The organism is Arthrobacter sp. BK1, from assembly GCF_056680055.1.
Map to the genome: position 1 here is coordinate 4,397,190 of NZ_CM155263.1, position 16,636 is coordinate 4,413,825.

A 16,636-nucleotide genomic window follows, 5' to 3' on the forward strand; every position below is an offset into this window, starting at 1 on the left:
CCAGGTCACCTAAGGAGTGACACTGGTCCACCCGTCCGACACCCATCGTTACACCCGTCTGGCCAAACATGAGTATCTCTATGAGTCGCGGGACTCAGACCTCCGGCGGGTGCTGACCGCTGACGAACATGGGCTGGTGGTCAAGTATCCGGGCCTCTTTGCTCGAAGTGTCCCATAGACGAACCCTGGCGACGGTGTGAGTGCAGATGTCCGGCGGGGATGGGGCTTTTCACCTTTACTTTACATAATGTAGATTATCGGCGTTACATCACAAGGGCTGAAAGCGGCATTCAGGGGTTGTCCCGATCTCACATCGAACGCGGGAAATGCAGGGCTTCCATCCACGGGAAATGGCCGCGAGGTTTGCCCCGTGGGCGCTGTGTCCCACACGTAACCGGAAACGCCCGAGGGAAAGCGCCGCGCCGACGATTGGCTTCTTCGGCGACCCAGAAGGTAACGTTTAGGTCACTGGTTGGCGCACGCGCATCACAAGGTCTCCTCAATTCTTCTGCGTGTGGTAAGTCCCAGGCGGCAGCGCCTTGCATTCGGCAGACCAGGATCCGGGCGTGACTTATCCCTGTGAGACCGCCCGTTTTTCGCACCCATGAAGAGGCTTTATTTTCCATGCGCAGAAACAATCTGCTGGCCGCCGGCATGCTCTCGGTCCTGCTCGCCACCTCGGCGTGTGGCGCTGTCACCGGCGCACCCAACTCACTCGATAAGTCTTCCGTACCGGCGAGCGCCGGGATTGAGGCCAGTTCCAGCGCCGGAACTGATAAGTCCGGCGAGATCGGCGCCTCACAGCGCGCAGCCGCCGAGAAGGCAGCAAAAGCCGCAGCAGCCGCCACGGCCGAAAAAGCCGCCGCAGAAGCGGCGGCCGCCGCTGAGAAAGCCACAACTGAGAAAGCGGCAGCCGAGAAAGCAGCAGCCCAGAAGGCAGCCGCCGAGGCGAAGGCTGCGGGCCCGGTACCTGCGGCGATTCCCGCACCAGCCGCCGCAGCCGCCGTCGTTCCTCCTGCTCCGAAGCCGGCGCCCGCACCCGTCCAGCCGGCGTCATCCTCCGAGCGGATCGTCAACACCGCCTACACCACGGCATATACCTGGCACGACAACACCCCAGCCGGTTCGGTTGCCATCAGCCACCCGGTACTGCATCAGACTGCCGGGGGCACCGGCACGTACGCGGACCCGATCACCATCGCCGTGGGGCACTCCCTCGCCACCGGCCAGGATGTGCTGGACTTCCCGGCCGGTACAAGGATCTATCTGCCGGACGTCCGCCGCTACTTCATCGTCGAAGACACCTGCGGCGACGGCAACGATCCCGAGAACGGCCCGTGCCACCAGGGCACCAACGTGCACGGCACCAACTCCAGCATCTGGATCGACATGTGGATCGGCGGGCAGAGCATGAGCTCCGCCGGGGCCGACGACTGCGCCAGTAAGGTCACGGACGTCCACACCGCCGTCTTCAACCCGGCAAGCAACTACGTGGTGGCGTCAGGGGCCGGCGTGATCCATGACGGCAAGTGCGATGCGGGCTATGGCAGCGCTCTCGTGAAGCAGTAGCAGGAAACGATCAGCCGCTGGTTACAGACCAGGGGCTATTGCAGGGCCGGCGCGTATTCGCCGGCCCTGCTCCCGTGTCCGGCAACGGGGTAGAACCGCCCACCAAGACGGAGCATCCGCCTGCCCGGGCGGCCCCGCCATTGTCTAATCCCGGACGCTCGCCAAGAATGAACCAATGACGGTCTATCTGCGTTCACTCGAAACCGCTGTTCCGCCCACTGTGCTGATCCAGGCGGAAGCCCGTGATGTTTTTGCAGCCCAGCCGGGCCTGACCAGACTGGGCTCGCGGCTGGTCAACACCTGCTTTGATTCAGCCGCCATCGGGACCCGCCATACGGCGGTCGAAGAAATGACCATGGAATTCCGTTCGGATGATCCCCAGTTCTTCGATCCGGCCACCGGTCTGCTGCTGAACCCCACCACGCAGGTGCGCAACGAGCTCTTTGCCCGCGAGGCCACCAAACTCTTCATCGAGGCCGCCCGGGCTGCCCTTGACGCCTGCCCGGACCTGACGTTGCTTGACATAACCCACGTCATCACGGTCTCCTGCACTGGCTTCTTCAACCCTGGTCCTGACTACAAGATCGTGCGGGCGCTGGGGTTGGATCCGGCCGTCCAGCGGTATCACCTGGGATTCATGGGCTGTTATGCAGCATTCCCGGCGCTGCGGGCCGCCAAATCGTTCTGCGAGGCCGATCCCGACGCAGTCGTCCTGGTGGTATGCGCCGAGTTGTGTTCGCTGCATGTCCGGACGTCGAACGATCCGGACACCATCATGGGCTCGGCACTGTTCGGGGACGGAGCCGCAGCCGCCATCGTGACATCCCGGGACGATCCGGAGGCACCTGCCCTGATGCAGCTGGACCACTTCGAAACAGTCCTGACGCCGGTGGGCGAGGAATCCATGGCATGGAACATCGGCGACCACGGCTTCGAAATGGTGCTGGGCAATTACGTCCCCCACATCATCGATGACCACATCATCGGCGCCCTCAAACCACTGCTGGACCGGGACCCGTCGCTGAGCGGGCTCCCCTACCGGGACATCCGGCATTGGGCCATTCATCCCGGTGGCCGGAGCATCCTGGATAAGGTCCAGACCCGGCTTGAACTCACGGACCAGCAACTCGTTCCGGCGCGGGATACCCTGCGGGACTACGGCAATATGAGCAGTGCCACGGTTCTCTTTGTCCTTCGGCATATTCTGGAGCAGCCCGCGTCGGAGGGCGACAATCGGATCTGCTCCATGGCCTTCGGCCCCGGGCTCACCGTGGAGACGGGCCTGTTTACCAAGCTGCGGGCGGCGGGCGCTCCGCAGATCCTGGGAGCGGCAGCCACGGCGTCGCTGGCCTGATTCCGTGCTCCTGATGCGGAACCGCGCGGTTGACGCCATCGAAATGATGGACCGGCCGGACTGTGATCCCGTGAGGCTCGACCGGACCTACCGGCAGTTCGGCCTGGTAAACCGACTCTTTTCCGGCTGGCGCCTGCTCTACGTCCGGGAACTGCGCCCCTTTTTGTCGCCGGAACATGTCACTACCGTCCTGGACATCGGCTGCGGCGGCGGGGACATCGCCCGGCTGCTTGCGGGCTGGTCTGCCCGGGACAACCTTAAAGTGGAGATCACCGGCATCGATCCGGATAGGCGGGCCTGCGACCACGCGTCCCGGAGGAAAACCCAATCGGTGAACTTCCGGCAGGCGGCCAGCGCCGATCTTGTCCGGGAAGGCCGCAGCTATGACGTGGTGATCTCCAACCACGTCCTTCACCACCTGCAGGCGGCGCAACTGGCAGCATTTCTCGCCGACTCGCAGAGTCTGGCCAGCCGGCTGTGCCTGCACAACGACCTTCGCCGCAGCGTGGCAGCCTACGGCCTGTTCTCGCTCGCGGCCCTGCCGTTCCGGGGCTCTTTCATCCGGCCGGACGGCCTGGTTTCCATCCGTCGCAGCTACACCGTTGCAGAACTGCGCGCCGCCGCTCCCCCGGGCTGGAACGTCCAGCCGCACTCCCCCTTCCACCAGGTGCTGATCCACCGCTCCACACAACACAGCCCGGACGTCCGCCATGGTTGAGGTGGTGATCGTCGGTGGCGGCCCGGTGGGCCTGTTTCTCGCCGCGTTGCTGCTTCAGGAAGGCGTGGGAGTAAAGATCCTGGAACAACGGACCGGCCGGGACCTGCACTCACGGGCCATCGGCATCCACCCACCGGCCCTCGCGGCGCTGGACAGTGTGGGAGTTGCGGACGCCATGGTGGAATCCGGTGTGCAGATCCGCCGCGGCATCGCCGTCAGTGGCGGCAGGACACTGGGGTCAATGTCCTTCGCCCCGGTTTCGGACCGTTTCCCGTTTGTCCTGTCACTCCCCCAGTTCATCACCGAAACCCTGCTGGAGCAGCGCGTGAAGGAACTGGACAGTTCGGCTCTGGCCAGGGGCGCCCGGGTAACGGAAGTAGCGGACGACGGCGGCCTGGTCACCGTCTCCTTTGACGGCACCACGGGCGCCGGTTCTGGCACCCGGAACCCGGCCACCCGGCTGTCCGCCCGGCTGCTGGTCGCCGCTGACGGTTCGCGGTCCTCAGTGCGGGGACTGCTCGGGATCAAGGCAAGCCCCAGAAGCTACCCCGACCACTACATCATGGGCGATTTCGAAGCCACCGGCGATCATTGCCAGGAGGCCGTGCTGTATCTCGAAGCCGACGGCATCGTGGAGTCCTTTCCACTGCCGGGCGGTGTCCGCCGCTGGGTGGCGAGAGTGAACCGGGCCGCCCTGGTGCCGGACCCCTCCGAGCTGGCCCGGATCGTGCACCGCCGCACAGGAGTCCGTCCGGATCCGGCCACCAACACGATGCTCAGCGCCTTCAGCCCGCGTTCGTCCATGGCAGGGAGGTCTGTCGCTGGACGGGCAGTCCTGATCGGTGATGCCGCCCACGAAATCAGCCCGATCGGCGGGCAGGGAATGAATCTTGGCTGGCTCGATGCAGCAGAACTGGCGCCGGTTATCTGCGCCGCGCTGGCCGGGGAACCCGTGGGACGCCGCTTGCAGGCTTACGCGGCCGGACGCCGGAAGGCGGCCAGGGTGGCGCGGTGGCAATCCGAAGTGAACATGACGCTCGGACGGCCCTTGCCCAGGCCTCTCCTGCCTCTGAGAAGCCTCGCCATCGGAGCCGTTGCCGGTGTCCCCGCCGCAAACAGGCTGGTGGCCCGGCGGTTTACCATGCAATGACGGTGCAGGAGCCGCCGGTGCCGTGTCCGTCAGGAGTTCAGGAAGTAGCAGTCGTAGCTGTCCTGGCTGACGATCCTGCCGTCACGTACTTCAAAGACTGATGTCGTCCGGGCGCGAAGGGTCTCCCCTGCGTCCCAGTGCCGCAGGTCCATCAGCAACGTGGCAGACCAGTCGGCTTCGACAACAACGCGGCCGCCCTCGCACGTGGTCCGCCGGACATCGAACTTCTGGCCGGACACCACCTGGGCACTTTGATCCGCACCGGCAAGGATCTGTTCCAGTGTCCGGGTGGAGCCTTCCGGAGCGAGCAGATGCGGGGCCTCCATCAGCTTAAAATCCTCTGCAAGGAAGCGCCGGATGGCTGCGCCTCCCCCTCCTGCTTCAAGGGTCCGGACAAATTCCAGGACGTGGTCCCGTGGTGAGGTTTCCGTCGCGTTCAGTTCAGCCATGGATTCGACACTAGCTGAACCGGCCCCCGGCATGCGTCCCCGATTATAGGATTTCAGCATGACCACCGCCTCTCCGTCCACACCGTTCACGCCTGCGCAGCTCCGGGAATGCGTGCAGGAGATTCTCTCAGCAGAGTCATTGCCGCCTATTGTCCAGGCCGGCCACCCGGTGCTGCGCCAGGAGGCTGCCCCGTTCGATGGCCAGATCAGCCCTGAAGAGCTCGAGCAGCTGATAGCCGTGATGCGCCGCGTGATGCATGAGGCCCCCGGCGTCGGTCTTGCCGCACCGCAACTCGGGATTCCGCTCCAGCTGGCCGTTTTGGAGGACCAGTACGACGTCGATCCGGAGGCGGCGGCGGTACGCCACCGCACCCCGCTGGAGTTCCTGGCCATCCTTAATCCGCGGTACAGCCCGGTCGGAGACCGGACCGCCGCGTTCTTTGAAGGGTGTCTCTCCCTCAGCGGACTCCAGGCCGTGGTGGTCCGCCATGAACGCGTGCTGCTTCAGTTCCAAACACCCGGGGGCCTGGGTTCGGAACGCGAGTTCGAGGGCTGGCAGGCCCGGATTGTCCAGCACGAGACCGACCACCTGCACGGCACCCTGTACGTGGACCGCGCGGAGCTGAGATCGCTGAGCGGAAATGCCGAGTACGCAGCCCACTGGGCCGAGCCCGGCATCGCAAAGGCCCGAGCGGCCCTGGGTTTTCTTTCCTGAAGTCCGTGACGCTCAGCCCTGGACTTCTCCCGCCGGATTGGCTGCTGTGGGGAGGAACCTTGCCCACCAGTCCAGGATGTGCTCAAAGCGTTGGCGGCGGTGGTTAGGCGTACCTGAGCGCGAGAGTTCATGGTCTTCACCGGGAAAAACCAGGAGAGCGGTCTCGACGCCGCGCCGTTTCAGGGCCGTGTAGTAGCGCTGACCCTGTTCCAGCGGGCACCGGAGATCGTCTTCGCTGTGGATCACCAGGGTGGGGGTCCGTACCCGGTCTACATGGTGGAGGGGGCTCTGGGCAGCAACACCGGCGGCCGACTCACCAAGATATTCGTGCCCGAAATACCAGCCAATATCGGCTGTTCCTTCAAAGCTGACCGGATCCAGGAATCCTCGCTCCACAATGGCCGCTGCGAACCGGTGGTCATGCGCAATGGTCCATGCGGTGAGGTACCCGCCGTACGAGCCGCCCATGATTCCCAGCCTGCCGGCATCCAGTGCCGGGAATTTTGCCAGGGCGCCGTCGAGGAAGGCGAGGATGTCCTGCCGGTCGTCGGTGCCGAACCGGCCTTTGATGGCCAGTCCGTGGGCCCTGCCATAACCTGCGGAGCCCCGCGGATTGCACATCAGGACGGCGTAGCCGGCCGCGGCGTAGATCTGGGCTTCGTCGAAGAGCCCCACGGTGAACTGTGCAAACGGACCCCCATGGATGTTCAGCAGGACCGGGTGCGGGCCTTTGCCGGGCGGACGGACCAGCCATCCATGGACGGGATAGCCGTCCGGCGCGTCAAAGGTCAGCTCCACCGGAACCACCAGGTCAGCCTGGGTCCGCAGGCCTGCCGAAAAGTCGGTCAGCAGCCGCAGCTGACCGTCGTCGAGCACTGCGAGATCCCCGGTTGTCGACGGATCGCTGAACGCGGCAACAAGCGAACCGCCTGCCCAGGCCGCACCGGATACCACCTTGTCCCCGTGCACCAGGAGGGCGTGCCCGCCGGTGGCGCCCAACTCGAGCAGCTCCACGGTGCCCTGCGCGTTATTGAGCACCAGGGCGCGGTCCGGGCCCCGGAGTTCTATCCGGCTTCCCGGAGCGGAGACATCCATGATGTCAGGGTCGCTGAGCGGCGCCGGCGTCCCTCCGCCAACCTGGAGGCAATACAGTACGGAATTCCGTGCCACGAAATCCCTGCCCGATGCGCCCAGATCCTGGGCAACGTAGAACAGCCAGTTGCCATCCCGTGATTGCCGGACAGCCAGCACCTTGCGGGCAGGCGAGTCCGGCGGTTCTACGGCGAGTGGCTCTCCTCCCGTGACGGGGACCTTATAAATGCGGGTGGACAGATCTAGATCGTTCGCTGGCTCGTCGGCAATGAAATAGACCCAGGATCCATCCGCACTGATTGTCCCGCCGCTCAGGTCGGCCGCGAAGGACGTCAGTAAGCGGACGGCCGGCACTGATGCGCGCTGCCCCTCTCCGGAGTGCTTCCTGTGGCTGCCCGGGGGCCGGACCGGAGGCTCGGCTCCGAGTTCGGGGACGTCCACCATGAACAGCCGGCGCGGTTTATCCCGGGTATATCCCACACCGTTCAGGCGGTACTGAAAGGAATCTATGAACCGCGGCTCCTCTGCCTCCGGGGCTACTTCGCCGCTGCTGCCATAGCGTCCCGGATCAGGCTCACGGGAGCAGAACACTATCCGGTGGGAATCCGGTGACCAGGAGAAATCCTCCACGCCCAGGAGCCTGTCCGTGATGACCTGCGGCTCGCCTCCAGCGGCTTCCACGACGCAGAGTTGGGCCTTCGAGGACCGGGCGTCCGTCCGGAGGAAGGCCAGCACCAGGCCGTCGGGCGAGAAGGCCGGGGCAGTGTCCCGAAAACCCCTGCTGATCCGTCGTGGCAGTTGCTCCGGGTCCAGCGGAACATTCCATAGTTGGCCCACAGCGGAGTCAGCAACAAAGTCCGGGCGGGTCACCGAGACCACGGCCCGGCTGCCATCAGGATGAACTGCCGGGGCGGAGACGGAATTCAGCAGGGGGAGATGTTCAGGCTTCACCCACGTGAGCCTAACGTGCCTGCCCCATAGGATGGTGCCTATGCCGTCCACCCCTCCCCTGCTGCGCTGTCCTGTCTGCGGGGGCCCCCTTAATGGTTCCGATAACCCGGGCGCGGGTCGCGGGGCCCTGGTGTGCGGGTCCGGGCACAGCTTCGACGCAGCGCGTCAGGGGTACTACAACCTGCTGGTCGGAAAGGGCACAGTTTTCGAAGCTGACACCCCGGACATGGTGGCGGCCCGGTTCAATTTCCTTGAGGCCGGGCACTACCGTCCCTTGGCGGAAGCCGTCGCAGGTACCATCGCCCGCTTGGTTCCCCCTCGGGGGAAATTTACCGTCCTCGACTCCGGAACAGGGACGGGGCAGTACCTCCGGGCAGTGCTCGATGAGGTACGGCGGGCGACTGACAGCTGCACCGCCGTCGCGCTTGACATCTCGAAGTTCGCGCTTCGCCGCGCCGCCCGGCTCAATCCGGAGGCGCTCTGCCTCGCCTGCGATGTGTGGCAGCCCCTGCCCGTGGCTGACGCCGCCGTCGACGCGGTGATGGTCATTTTTGCGCCCCGCAACGCAGCGGAGTTCGCGCGGGTCCTCCGTCCTGGCGGCAGGCTGGTGGTGGTGACGCCCCGTGCCGGGCACCTGGCCGCCGTAGCCGCGCGGACGGGAATGCTGGCGATAGGGGACGATAAGGACACCAGGCTCGCCGAGTCACTGGCCGCCCATTTCGTCGCCGACTCAGCCCGGGATATGGATATCCGGATGATGCTGACGCCCGGGGAGATAGCCGACCTGGCATTCATGGGTCCTGCCGGGCATCACCTGGAACGCGCCGCACTGGCCTCCAACCTCGGTACCGGGGACGACGCGACAGCGGTGGACGCGATGTTCAGGATCACCGTGTTCCGGCTCGCAACGGACGCAACGTAACGACTTGGCCACGTTCCCGGACCCTCTCCCGGGCGACCTGCCGCCCCGCTTTCCAGCGGACTAGGATTGAAGCACACTTACCGGAAAGTCGGCCGCGGTCGAAGGGGACGGAATGTTTGAATGGCTCGGCGAAAATTGGTGGGCCCTGTGGCTCACCGCTTTCCTCGCTTTCGCAGTGATCGAGATGATCACCCTTGACCTCTTCTTCATTATGCTCGGCGGCGGCACGCTTGCAGCGGTGGTTGCCGATTTTGCCGGCGCCGACCTGTGGCTTCAGATCGTCGTCTTCTGCGTGGTATCCCTGCTGATGATCGCGTTTGTCCGCCCGGTTGCCCTCAACCACCTGAAAAAAGGACCCTCTGAGCAGCGCACCAACGTTGACCGGCTCATCGGCGAGCAGGCCCTGGTGATGGAAGCTGTCAGCTCCACGGGCGGCCTGGTCAAGATCGGCGGCGACGTCTGGAGCGCCCGGTCCGCCGGCGCGGTCCTGCCTGCGGGCCAGAAAGCCGTCGTTTCGGCAATCGACGGGGCCACGGCCGTGGTGTCCGCCCCGCCGGAGCGAGCCAACCCGTCCTAGATACAGCTTCACTGACAACTGGGGAAAAGGAGATGTATGGATAACGCAGGCGGTGCCGCCTTGGCCATTGTGCTGGTGGTCCTGATCGTGTTTGTCATTATTGTGTTGGTCCGCTCGGTGCGGATCATCCCGCAGGCGCGGGCGGGCGTTGTGGAACGTCTCGGAAAGTATCAGCGGACCCTCAACCCGGGTCTCACCATCCTGATCCCGTTCGTGGACAGGCTCCTGCCCCTGCTTGACCTCAGGGAACAGGTGGTGTCCTTCCCCCCGCAGCCGGTGATCACAGAAGACAACCTGGTGGTGTCCATCGATACGGTGGTCTACTTCCAGGTCACCGATCCGCGGGCGGCCACCTACGAAATCGCCAACTACATCCAGGCCGTGGAGCAGCTCACCACCACCACCCTGCGTAACGTCGTCGGCGGCCTGAACCTTGAGGAGGCGCTCACCTCGCGGGACCAGATCAACGGCCAGTTGCGCGGCGTCCTCGACGAGGCGACCGGCCGCTGGGGCATCAGGGTCTCCCGTGTCGAGCTCAAAGCGATCGACCCTCCCCACTCCATCCAGGATTCGATGGAGAAGCAGATGCGGGCCGAACGCGACCGCCGTGCTGCCATCCTCACCGCGGAGGGCACCAAGCAGTCCGCCATCCTCACCGCCGAAGGCCAGCGGCAGGCATCCATTCTGGCGGCCGAAGGTGACGCCAAGGCAGCCATCCTCCGGGCAGACGGTGAAGCGCAGGCCATCCAAAAGGTCTTCGATGCAATCCACAAGGGAAACCCTGACCAGAAGCTTCTTGCCTACCAGTACCTGCAGACGCTGCCCAAGCTGGCAGAGGGCTCCTCCAACAAGCTGTGGATCATCCCCAGCGAGGTCGGCGAAGCCTTGAAAGGCATTGGCAACGCCCTCGGCGGCACCAATCCCGACCCGCGCTCCGGCGGCGGCCTCTTCGATGAGGAACCTGCGAAGCAGCCCGGCTCCTGACCGTTATTGCCGGCTGCGTGAATTCATGGGGTTGTGACCGCACGGCCTGGCGGGCGCAATGGTACCTAAGGCGCGGTGTATAATTGAATATTTGTCCGGTCGGATTGGATTCCACTGGAACAAGAAAGCTGCGCAATGCGTTGAAACTTATGATGCAGCACAGTGAACACAGAAGTCCGGAGCGGTAATGTCGCGACGGCTTGCGCGGGGCCCTGCTCCGCGAACCGACCAGAGGGAGAAAACATGAGCGATCGCAGCCTGCGGGGTATGCGCCTTGGCGCGCAGAGCATGGAGACCGAGTCCGGCGTTGAGCCGGCTCCGCGTCAGCGTGTCGAATACCGGTGCGAGGACGGCGAGCAGGTTTTTGTGACCTTCTCCTCAGAGGCAGAGATTCCTCCTGTGTGGGTTTCCAAGACCGGCAAGGAAGCGCTTCTCGTTGACGGGGAACGCCCTGATACCAGCAACGAAAAGGCTATCCGTACCCACTGGGACATGCTCCTGGAGCGGCGCTCACTCCCGGAGCTGGAGCAGATCCTCGAGGACCGGCTGACCATCCTGCGCGAACGCCGCGGCGAACGGCGCACTGCCTGACCGCATCGGCTGGCACAGCACTGCCCATTGCGGCGGTCTGACGAATTGAAAGAGCCGGCCCGGCAACGTGATCACGTTGCCGGGCCGGCTCTTTTTGCATCAGTGCCGTTTAGCTTGAGCTTTTTCCGGTCAGCTTGTTCCAGCGTGCCAGCAGGCCCCACTTGGTGACGTTGATCATGGCCTCAACAACGATGTTGCCGCTCATCTTGGATGCGCCAAGCTCCCGCTCGACGAACGTGATGGGACGCTCCTCAATCCGGAGGCCCATCTTTGCCACCCGCCACGCCAGGTCCACCTGGAACCCGTAGCCGACTGAGTCGACCTGGTCCAAGTTAAGCTTCTCCAGCGTGGTGCGACGGAAAGCCCGGTAGCCGCCCGTGACATCCTTGATCTTCAGTCCCAGCATAAGCCTCGCGTAGGTGCTTCCAACGCGCGAGATCGCCTGGCGGTAGAGCGGCCAGTTGACTACGCTGCCACCGGGAACCCAGCGTGAGCCCATGGCAAGGTCGGCACCCTGCTCAACGGCTTCGATCAGCTGAGGGAGCTGCTCGGGCTGGTGTGAGCCGTCGGCGTCCATTTCCACCAGGACGTCGTAGCCGGCATCGAGACCCCATTTGAACCCGGCGATGTAGGCAGCCCCGAGGCCTTCTTTGCCCTTGCGGTGCAGGACATGGACCTGTGAGTCCTCGGCGGCAAAGCCGTCCGCCAGCTGTCCGGTGCCATCAGGGCTGTTGTCGTCCACCACCAGCACGTCCGAAGCGGGCACGGCTGCCCGCAGGCGTTGAAGGGTTTTCGGCAGCGATTCCAACTCGTTATAGGTCGGAATGATGGTGAGGATGCGCACAGAGGGCCTTTCCTGGACGGGAGCGGTCGGAGCGACTGGTCCGCAGCTGGATAGCTGGCTGGCAGGCGCAACTATCCATTATAGGGCGATCGGTTTGAAAGGGCCTGTTTGTCGCTTCAGGAACGCAGGGCCGGATTCGAAAAGAGTTCCGCGCCGTCCCTCACGGTCTGCAGGCAGACCGGATCAGCGCCCGTGTCGAGCGCCGGCAGCAGCGGCGTGCGCGCACGGGGATCCGTGCTCCAGGACTGCACGCGTCCGTCCGCAACCTGGACCATGAGCTCCTCAACGTCCCAGACCGCGAAACTCGCCGGTGCGCCCGGGACCAGCTGGCCGGCCATCGGATTGTGGTACCTGGCCGCACGCCAGCCTGCCCGTGTGTGGCCCAGGAATGCGGCCCGCGCGGAGATCCGTTGGTCATGGGTGTGGTGTTCCAGGCAGGCCCGGACACTTGACCACGGCCGCAGCGGGGTCACCGGGCTGTCACTGCCGAAGCAGATGGGAACGCCGGCAGAGTAGAACGAGGCAAATGCGTTCATTGAACGGCTCCTGCCGCCCAGGCGCTGTTCGTACATCCCGCCGCCCATCCCCCAAGCAGCGTCGAATCCTGGCTGCGCGCTGACGGTGACGGAATACCGGGCGAGTTGCCCAATGGCGTCATCATCGGCAACTTCGACGTGCTCGAAGCGGTGGCCCGCTGCCCGGATCCGCTGCTCCCCTACTTCCGCCGAAGCCAGTTCGAGCGCCTTCAGCGCTGCGTCAAGGCCGGCGTCGCCTATGACGTGGAAGCCACCCTGGATCCCCAACAGCGAGCACGCTGCCAGGTGCGCGGCGGCCTGCTCCGCAGAGAGGTACAGGCTCCCGCGTTCCCCCGACGCGTCGCTGTAGTCCGATCGCAATGCCGCAGTCCGGGAGCCGAGGGAGCCGTCGATGTTCAGGTCGCCGGCAAGACCGCGCACCTGGACGCCGAGCCCGTCCAGCAGCGTCCGGGCATGTTCTTCGGAGGTGGCCAGTTCGCCCCAGTACGGCAGGATCTCGGGCACTGCGGTCCGGCCGTCAGTGTTCCAGGTAGCGGCAACACGGAGGTCGCCGACGCCGCCGATATGCGGCGCAGCCATCTCCACCACAGCAACGTAGCCATTTCCGGCGGCCTCTGCGAGGGCGCGTTGCTGATATTCCCTCAGGGTGCCCTCCGGGAGCCGGCGTGCCTCCTGGCGGGCTGCCACGTGGGCATCCTTCGTGACCTGCGATCCGGATGTGACGCCGTCAAGGCCGGACAGCCCGGCCGCTGCGGCCAGCGAGGAGGAGACCAGGGCAGAGTGTGAGTCCACCCGGGACAGGAATACCGGCCTGCCCCCTGCAGCGCGCTCAAGCTCATCGGCTGCCGGCATGGCTGGGTCAGTCCACGTGGACTCATCCCACCCGTGACCCAGTACCGGCCCCTCGCCTTTGAAGGATGCGACGGCGTCGAGCAGCTGCCTGGCTGAGCGGACCCCGCCCAGCTGCAGGGATCCCAGCGCAATGCCGGATTCCGTGAGGTGGACATGGGAGTCCACGAAACCCGGGGCCACGAGGGCGCCCTTCAGATCGATGACCTCCATGGAGCTGTCGGCAATCGAGGTGGCCGCCTGTTCGGAGCCGACCCAGGCAATGGTGTCGCCGTCCACCAGCATGGCGGTGGCAAACGGGTCCGCGGCCGTATACACCGAGCCGTTGCGGTACAGGACTACCTTCCGCTCAGATGGGACGGGCACGGTTGAGTGGTCGTTGGTCATGCAGGCAAGCTCCTGGGGCTAGGGTGGGCAGCGGGCTGCCGGTGATTCAGAGGACTGAGGAGTACGCCACGACGCCGCGGCGGATGAGCGATATGGCTTCAGCGCACAATCTGGCCAGGCGCGGGTCCAGTCCGGGGATTTTGGCGAGCTGGTCGAGGAGGTCGATGACTTGTTTGACCCAGCGGACAAAGTCGCCTGCCGCGAGGTCGGTGCCGCTGAGCACGTCCTGGAGGTGCCGGCCCCTGGCCCACTTGTACATCGGCCATATCAGGCCCAGTTCAGGTTCGCCTGTCAGGGGAAGTTTGTTCTGTTCTTCCACGTCCTCCAGTGCTGACCACTCCCGGATCACCACGTCCACCGACGTTTCAAGCGAGACACTCGGCATGCGCGGGCGCAGGCCACGGTCCTCGCGTTTGGCCTGGTACACCAGGACGGTGGCCAGGGTGGCGACTTCGACGGCGTCAAGGTCATCGAAGGCGCCCAGCCGCAGTGACTGCGAAATCAGCAGATCCTTCTCACCATAGATCCGGCGCAGCCGCTGGCCGTCGGGGCTGATCGCCTGCCGGCCGTCAGCACCCGTCTCCAGGTATCCGTAGGCCGAAAGGACGTCGCAGACACGATCGAAGGTCTTGGCTATGGTGTTGGTCCGGCCCTGGATCTGGCGCACCAGTGCGTCCGTCTCACGGCGCAGCTTCCACCAGCGCTCAGACCACCGGGCATGGTCTTCGCGCTCACTGCAGCCGTGGCACGGGTGGGCGCGAAGGGCACGGCGAAGTTCGGTGATCCGTTTTTCCTGGTTGGGCAGGACTGCACCCAGGCCAAAATCGGTACTGCGGCCGGGGGCCGGGGGCCGGTGCTCCGTCAGTGCGTTCCGCGCAGAGGATGCCAGATCCCTGCGGGACTTGGGCACTTTGGCGTTGAACGACTTCGGAATCCTTATCCGGGTCAGCGGCGCGATAGGGCCTTCCAGGTCCTCCGTGCCGATTCTCCGGAGCTGGTTGTCCAGCGTCAGCACGGCAGGCCGTGGCTCCCGGCCGTTGTGGTCCGAGCTCAGCACGATGGCCGGCCCGGGGGCACGCCCGCCCGGAACGTCCACCACATCGCCGGGCATGAGGCGGGCCAGTGAGTCCTCGTTCAAAGACTTCCGTGCCCTCGAGGTGCTGCGCGTGGTGATGTTCTCGGCGTCGGACAGTTCGCGCCGCAGCCGTGCATACTCGGTGAAATCCCCCAGATGGCAGGTCATGGACTTGGCGTAACCGGCCAGGGATTCCTCGCGGCTGCGCACCTGCTTGGCGAGGCCTACTACCGAGCGGTCGGCCTGGAACTGTGCAAAGGACGATTCGAGGATCTCGCGGGCGCGTGCACGGCCGAACTGCGCCAGGAGGTTAATACTCATGTTGTAGGTTGGCCGGAAGCTGGAATTCAGCGGGTAGGTCCGCCTCGAGGCGAGGCCTGCAACAGCTGCGGGATCGGTCCCGGGCTGCCACAGCACAACGGCATGGCCTTCGACGTCGATGCCACGGCGGCCGGCACGGCCCGTCAGTTGGGTGTACTCCCCCGCCGTGATATCCACATGGGCTTCGCCGTTGAATTTGTCCAGCTTCTCGAGCACCACTGAACGCGCGGGCATGTTGACCCCCAGTGCGAGGGTCTCGGTGGCGAAAACAGCCTTGACCAGTCCTTCGACGAAGAGCTTTTCAACCACTTCCTTGAACGTCGGGAGCATTCCCGCGTGATGGGCTGCGAAGCCCCGCAGCAGGCCGTCCCGCCAGGTCCAGAAGCCAAGGACGTCCAGGTCATCGGACGGGATGTCCTGCCCGGCCTCATCAACGCGCTGGGCGATGATGCGCTGTTCCTTCTCGGTGGTCAGCCACAGTCCGGAGGAGACACACTGCGCCACAGCTGCGTCGCAGCCCGCCCGGGAGAAGATGAAGGTGATGGCAGGCAGCAGGTCCTGGCGGTCCAGGCTGGCAATCACTTGCGGGCGGCTGGCCTTCCGGACGGCGCCCTGCGGAGCAGCCTGGCGGTCGTCTCCCCGCTGGCGGTGCTGGCGGCGCTGGCTGCGGCCGCCGTGCCCGAAGCGCCCGCTGAAATTCTGTTGGCTTTCGCTTCGTGCCATCGCCAGCAGATCCGGGTTCACTTCGAACCCGGGCCGTGGGGTACCATCCTTCGCCGGGTCCAGCCGTACCGGCGCCGTCACGGGAACGCCGGTCTCCGCGTCCGCCGGTGGTGCAATTTCGTCGAATGTGGTTTCGCCGGCAAACAGGTCCACAATCTGCCGGCCCACCATAACGTGCTGCCACAAAGGTACCGGGCGGTGCTCGGACACAATGATGTCGGTGTCCCCGCGCACGGTGTCCAGCCACGCGCCAAACTCTTCTGCATTGGACACGGTAGCGCTGAGCGATGCCACCTGGACTTCACTGGGAAGGTGAATGATGACCTCCTCCCAGACAGCGCCCCGGAACCGGTCCGCGAGGTAGTGCACTTCGTCCATGACCACAAAGCCAAGGTCATCCAGTGTGTCCGAATCGGCGTAGAGCATGTTCCGGAGGACTTCAGTGGTCATGACAACCACGGGGGCGTCACCGTTGATGCTGGTGTCACCCGTCAGCAGGCCTACGTTCTCCGCGCCGTATTTCTCGGCGAGTTCGGTGAACTTCTGGTTGCTGAGCGCTTTGATGGGCGTGGTGTAGAAGGCCTTGAGGTGGCGTTCCAGTGCGAGGTAGATGGCAAACTCACCCACGATGGTTTTTCCTGCACCGGTGGGGGCCGCAACCAGCACTCCCCTGCCCTCCTGCAGTGACCTGCAGGCGAGACGCTGGAAATCGTCGAGTTCAAAATCCAGGGTGCGGACAAAACCGCCCAGATAGGTGCCTGCCTCGGCTGTGCGCTCCGCGCTGGCCCGGTAACTTTCAGAGGGCGAGAGCGGCTCGGAAATAGACATA

Annotated in this window: 15 protein-coding genes; 10 read left to right on the top strand and 5 right to left on the bottom strand. The window is 64.9% G+C overall.

What is annotated here, in order from left to right; translation table 11 throughout:
- Nucleotides 1-16 precede the first annotated feature (16 nt).
- From AC1MCA_RS20160 to AC1MCA_RS20180, 5 genes are all read left to right on the top strand, one after another.
- Nucleotides 17-178: a putative glycolipid-binding domain-containing protein gene (locus AC1MCA_RS20160; RefSeq protein ID WP_479800127.1), complete on the top strand. Its 162-nt coding sequence runs from the start codon at nt 17-19 to the stop codon at nt 176-178.
- Nucleotides 179-624: 446 nt separating this feature from the next.
- A complete protein-coding gene (locus AC1MCA_RS20165) occupies nt 625-1,569 on the top strand; it encodes a hypothetical protein (protein ID WP_479800128.1) in 945 nt (314 codons plus the stop codon).
- A gap of 175 nt (nt 1,570-1,744) precedes the next feature.
- Entirely contained in the window at nt 1,745-2,923 is a 1,179-nt protein-coding gene (locus AC1MCA_RS20170; protein ID WP_479800129.1) for a type III polyketide synthase, read from the top strand.
- Nucleotides 2,924-2,936: 13 nt separating this feature from the next.
- Nucleotides 2,937-3,641: a class I SAM-dependent methyltransferase gene (locus AC1MCA_RS20175; protein WP_479800130.1), complete on the top strand. Its 705-nt coding sequence runs from the start codon at nt 2,937-2,939 to the stop codon at nt 3,639-3,641.
- On the top strand, nt 3,634-4,791 hold the full coding sequence (locus AC1MCA_RS20180; RefSeq protein ID WP_479800131.1) for an FAD-dependent oxidoreductase: 1,158 nt from the start codon (nt 3,634-3,636) through the stop codon (nt 4,789-4,791). Before AC1MCA_RS20175 ends, AC1MCA_RS20180 begins: the two co-directional genes overlap by 8 nt.
- Nucleotides 4,792-4,820: 29 nt before the next feature.
- Here the strand turns inward: AC1MCA_RS20180 and AC1MCA_RS20185 are convergent, their stop codons facing one another.
- Nucleotides 4,821-5,240 (bottom strand): nuclear transport factor 2 family protein, encoded by a 420-nt coding sequence (locus AC1MCA_RS20185; RefSeq protein WP_479800132.1) that lies wholly within the window; start codon nt 5,238-5,240, stop codon nt 4,821-4,823.
- 58 nt (nt 5,241-5,298) lie between these two features.
- On the opposite strand from AC1MCA_RS20185, the gene AC1MCA_RS20190 reads away from it, so the two are divergent.
- Nucleotides 5,299-5,955 (top strand): peptide deformylase, encoded by a 657-nt coding sequence (locus tag AC1MCA_RS20190; RefSeq protein WP_479800133.1) that lies wholly within the window; start codon nt 5,299-5,301, stop codon nt 5,953-5,955.
- Nucleotides 5,956-5,967: 12 nt separating this feature from the next.
- Here AC1MCA_RS20190 and AC1MCA_RS20195 read toward each other — a convergent pair whose 3' ends face one another.
- Nucleotides 5,968-7,998, bottom strand: a complete 2,031-nt coding sequence (locus AC1MCA_RS20195; protein ID WP_479800134.1) for a S9 family peptidase — start codon at nt 7,996-7,998, stop codon at nt 5,968-5,970.
- Nucleotides 7,999-8,038: 40 nt separating this feature from the next.
- Between AC1MCA_RS20195 and AC1MCA_RS20200 the strand changes: the two genes are divergently transcribed.
- From AC1MCA_RS20200 to AC1MCA_RS20215, 4 genes are all read left to right on the top strand, one after another.
- A complete protein-coding gene (locus tag AC1MCA_RS20200; protein WP_479800135.1) occupies nt 8,039-8,920 on the top strand; it encodes a methyltransferase domain-containing protein in 882 nt (293 codons plus the stop codon).
- 112 nt (nt 8,921-9,032) lie between these two features.
- On the top strand, nt 9,033-9,497 hold the full coding sequence (locus tag AC1MCA_RS20205) for an NfeD family protein (protein WP_108599173.1): 465 nt from the start codon (nt 9,033-9,035) through the stop codon (nt 9,495-9,497).
- A 36-nt stretch (nt 9,498-9,533) separates the two neighbouring features.
- Nucleotides 9,534-10,481: an SPFH domain-containing protein gene (locus AC1MCA_RS20210; RefSeq protein WP_108599172.1), complete on the top strand. Its 948-nt coding sequence runs from the start codon at nt 9,534-9,536 to the stop codon at nt 10,479-10,481.
- A gap of 243 nt (nt 10,482-10,724) precedes the next feature.
- Nucleotides 10,725-11,072 carry an RNA polymerase-binding protein RbpA gene (locus tag AC1MCA_RS20215; protein WP_108599171.1) on the top strand — a complete coding sequence of 116 codons (348 nt, stop codon included), beginning with the start codon at nt 10,725-10,727 and terminating at the stop codon, nt 11,070-11,072.
- A 109-nt stretch (nt 11,073-11,181) separates the two neighbouring features.
- Here AC1MCA_RS20215 and AC1MCA_RS20220 read toward each other — a convergent pair whose 3' ends face one another.
- From AC1MCA_RS20220 to AC1MCA_RS20230, 3 genes are all read right to left on the bottom strand, one after another.
- Entirely contained in the window at nt 11,182-11,916 is a 735-nt protein-coding gene (locus AC1MCA_RS20220; RefSeq protein WP_108599170.1) for a polyprenol monophosphomannose synthase, read from the bottom strand.
- A 116-nt stretch (nt 11,917-12,032) separates the two neighbouring features.
- Nucleotides 12,033-13,688, bottom strand: coding sequence for an amidohydrolase (locus tag AC1MCA_RS20225; protein WP_479800136.1), 1,656 nt, complete (start codon nt 13,686-13,688; stop codon nt 12,033-12,035).
- A 46-nt stretch (nt 13,689-13,734) separates the two neighbouring features.
- Nucleotides 13,735-16,635, bottom strand: a complete 2,901-nt coding sequence (locus AC1MCA_RS20230) for a DEAD/DEAH box helicase (protein ID WP_479800137.1) — start codon at nt 16,633-16,635, stop codon at nt 13,735-13,737.
- Nucleotide 16,636: the final 1 nt, after the last annotated feature.

What these genes read in the sequence shown, in the direction of transcription:
- AC1MCA_RS20170 (WP_479800129.1), top strand. Translation starts at nt 1,745, where the DNA reads ATGACGGTCTATCTGCGTTCACTCGAAACCGCTGTTCCGCCCACTGTG.
- AC1MCA_RS20190 (WP_479800133.1), top strand. Translation starts at nt 5,299, where the DNA reads ATGACCACCGCCTCTCCGTCCACACCGTTCACGCCTGCGCAGCTCCGG.
- AC1MCA_RS20200 (WP_479800135.1), top strand. Translation starts at nt 8,039, where the DNA reads ATGCCGTCCACCCCTCCCCTGCTGCGCTGTCCTGTCTGCGGGGGCCCC.
- AC1MCA_RS20210 (WP_108599172.1), top strand. Translation starts at nt 9,534, where the DNA reads ATGGATAACGCAGGCGGTGCCGCCTTGGCCATTGTGCTGGTGGTCCTG.
- AC1MCA_RS20165 (WP_479800128.1), top strand. Translation starts at nt 625, where the DNA reads ATGCGCAGAAACAATCTGCTGGCCGCCGGCATGCTCTCGGTCCTGCTC.
- AC1MCA_RS20205 (WP_108599173.1), top strand. Translation starts at nt 9,033, where the DNA reads ATGTTTGAATGGCTCGGCGAAAATTGGTGGGCCCTGTGGCTCACCGCT.
- AC1MCA_RS20180 (WP_479800131.1), top strand. Translation starts at nt 3,634, where the DNA reads ATGGTTGAGGTGGTGATCGTCGGTGGCGGCCCGGTGGGCCTGTTTCTC.
- AC1MCA_RS20225 (WP_479800136.1), bottom strand. Translation starts at nt 13,688, where the DNA reads ATGACCAACGACCACTCAACCGTGCCCGTCCCATCTGAGCGGAAGGTA.
- AC1MCA_RS20185 (WP_479800132.1), bottom strand. Translation starts at nt 5,240, where the DNA reads ATGGCTGAACTGAACGCGACGGAAACCTCACCACGGGACCACGTCCTG.
- AC1MCA_RS20215 (WP_108599171.1), top strand. Translation starts at nt 10,725, where the DNA reads ATGAGCGATCGCAGCCTGCGGGGTATGCGCCTTGGCGCGCAGAGCATG.
- AC1MCA_RS20175 (WP_479800130.1), top strand. Translation starts at nt 2,937, where the DNA reads ATGCGGAACCGCGCGGTTGACGCCATCGAAATGATGGACCGGCCGGAC.
- AC1MCA_RS20230 (WP_479800137.1), bottom strand. Translation starts at nt 16,635, where the DNA reads ATGTCTATTTCCGAGCCGCTCTCGCCCTCTGAAAGTTACCGGGCCAGC.